Genomic DNA, 2,631 nt, shown 5'->3' with positions numbered 1-2,631 from the left:
CGGCGCTGCTCGTCATTCATGCCGCGGATGCCCACCTGGACGAGCCGCTTGACGCGTCCGGTTTCCATGATGCGCGCGAACGGGCAGGCATGCGAAAAGCGGTTGCCATCGTAGCTGTCGTAAAGATCCGGGTGGGCGTCCAGGTGCAGGATGGTCAGATCATCGTAGGTTTTGCTCAATGCATTGACCACCGGGAAGGTGATTGCATGATCCCCGCCCAGTGCCAGGACCCGGGCTTTCTGTTTGGCCAGCTGCCCGATGGCGGTTTCGATGGCGGTCATGGCTGCTTCGCCGCCGGGCAGCGTCAGGTCTCCCAGATCACGAAACCGCGGGTGCGTGTCCAGATTGACCCCGTTTTCGGCAAACCAGTTGGACGCACCGTTATGCAGCGTCTGTCGGATGGCCGACGGGGCCTTGGCCGGCCCGCGCATAAAGCTGGAGTACTCGTCGAATGGGATGCCGATCAGTGCCACGGTATCCGGCACCAGCTCTGTGTATGGGATGTTGTCCGGGTTGTCGATCATCAGATAGTTTCCTTTTTTTTCACCTACGGTCCGGATTGGACCAGCAGAGACCGTTATATGCACAGGCGTCCCCCCCGGACGAGAAGTAAGGGGATGTGTATTTTGCACGATGTGTCTATTCACAAAAGGTATATTTTGGTTCAGGCCAAGGCCGCAGTGACGAGGGATGAAGCCTGACGCAGATATCGGCCTTCTTGCGAATCCGGCACTTTTAATCCCGGGCGGGTACCTCCATAACCGTGGCCTCATGCCCGGTGGCGTGGAGAAACCTGCGGACATTGTCCAGCGAAATGACCAGGGTGGCGGTGTTGACCAGCGGGTGGCACTGGAGGGCGTCCGCCTCCCAGATGGCTTTGTCCACGATCACCTGGACCTGGTGGGCGTCGTCGTTCATCACACCGAGGATGGTCACCGCTCCGGGTTCGAGTTCCAAATGTGTTTGCAGGCGATCCGCCGAAGCGAACCTGAGCTTTTTGACTGCCAGCGCCTCGCCAAACGATTTCAGGTCCACTGATTTCTCATCGGGAACCGTCACGAGAAAGTGCTGTTTACCCTTGTTGTCGCAGATGAACAGGTTTTTGGTCTTTTGGCCGGGCAGTGCCGGCACCAGACGATTCACGTCCTCGCAGGTGAAGACCGGGGGATGGTCGTGCCGTTCATAGTCGATGCCTTGGGTGTCGAGATAGTCGTAAATCTGCATAGATCCTTTTCCTCAGGGTTTATTTTTTTGTGTCCGTCCAGTTCAATATCGTCACGCGGCCACCGAGCGCCGCTTTGGTCCGCCTGATCGTTTTTTTGTCGGGATTGACCAGAAACCGGTGGCGGCAGTGGGCCAGCAGGGGGATGTCCCATGCACTGTCCGAATAGCCATAGTCCCAGTTGCCGTTCAGCGCGCCCAGTTGCCTGGCCAGCTTGATTTTGCCGGGTCCCATACAATAGCTGCGGTAAATGAGTCCACCCAGAAAGGGGACGATCCGGGAGCCGATGATTTCGATATCATGTTTCAAAACGGGGTGAGCGACCTGCCTGACCAGTTCCTGGGGAGAGCCGGAAATGATCAGCAGCCGGTGGCCCAACCTACGGTGGGCCGCCAGGGCCTTCAGCCCGTCATTGTAGAATCGCACGTTTATGGGTGGCGATAGCACGCCCGGGACAAAGGCGCCGAAAACAGCCCGCGCTGTCTTGCCGCGCAGGGGGAAGGTGGCGATCCACAGCATCACGCTCACGGCGACGATCCGGCCCGGTCGAATTAACAGAAACGGCAGCAGCACCGGCATGAGCATGCCGGCTGCCATTCGTCGGAACTTGCTGCCCTTGATGGCAGTGCTCATAAAAAGATAAGCCACATCCCCATCGATGAGCGTTTTATCGAAATCGAAGACGGCAACGGAACGGCTATGGGTGGTATTGTCGCTCACCGGTCCAGGGACTCCATAAAACGTAAAATCGCCTGATTGAATGCCTCTGGCTGCTCAATGGGCGACATATGGCCCGACCCATCGAGGGTCACATGTCGTGCACCATGGATGTTGGCCGCCATCCAGTCCGCATACTTGACCGGTGTCAACATGTCGTGCACGGCGCTGAGCACGAGCACCGGCAGGTTGATGGTCGCCACCTGCGGCATGGCGTCGAATGCGTCGCAGGCACGGAAATCATTGGCCGTGACCACCGGACCGGCGGTGGAACTGGCCAGCACCCGCCGGCAGATATCTTCGTCGGCTTGATTGGATTGGGCCACTGCAAATTTGATCAGCCCTGTCAGGTGTCTGTCGTAATTGTCTTGGATGGTTTCGATGATGGCCGGCAGCACCTTGAGCCGGGCACCGGTATTGGCCAGGATGCCTGCCCTGAGGCGATCACCGTGATGAATCAGCAGGTGTAGGGCGATGGCCCCGCCCAGGCTCAGCCCGCAGGGGATGGGGGCGGGGGCGTCGACGGCATCCATGAAGCCCATGACCGACCGGGCAAAATCGGAAACTCGCCGGAATCCTTCGCCGTCGCTGTTGCCGTGTCCGGGCAGATCCACGGCAATGGTGTTGGCCACACCGGTCAGGCCGTCGACCTGGGCTTGCCAAAAACAGCCCTCCTGCCCTGAGCCGTGGAT

The 2,631-nt window shown here is 59.1% G+C and carries 4 protein-coding genes; all 4 read right to left on the bottom strand.

What is annotated here, in order from left to right; translation table 11 throughout:
* Window positions 1-524, bottom strand: a 524-nt coding sequence (locus QNK41_RS09195; protein ID WP_319255994.1) for an arginase family protein, incomplete at its 3' end; no start/stop codon positions are given.
* A 211-nt stretch (window positions 525-735) separates the two neighbouring features.
* Window positions 736-1,224, bottom strand: coding sequence for a prolyl-tRNA synthetase associated domain-containing protein (locus QNK41_RS09190; RefSeq protein ID WP_319255992.1), 489 nt, complete (start codon window positions 1,222-1,224; stop codon window positions 736-738).
* A gap of 19 nt (window positions 1,225-1,243) precedes the next feature.
* The gene (locus tag QNK41_RS09185) at window positions 1,244-1,942 is read right to left on the bottom strand and encodes a haloacid dehalogenase-like hydrolase (protein ID WP_319255990.1); all 699 of its coding nucleotides are present in this window, start codon (window positions 1,940-1,942) and stop codon (window positions 1,244-1,246) included.
* A partial coding sequence (locus QNK41_RS09180; RefSeq protein ID WP_319255988.1) for an alpha/beta hydrolase occupies window positions 1,939-2,631 on the bottom strand: 693 nt, incomplete at its 5' end. The genes QNK41_RS09185 and QNK41_RS09180, both read right to left, overlap by 4 nt.

It is taken from the genome of Desulfosarcina sp. (assembly GCF_033791525.1).
In the GTDB taxonomy this organism is placed as follows: Bacteria; Desulfobacterota; Desulfobacteria; order Desulfobacterales; family Desulfosarcinaceae; genus Desulfosarcina.
This window is presented reverse-complemented; position numbering and strand designations above follow the sequence as displayed.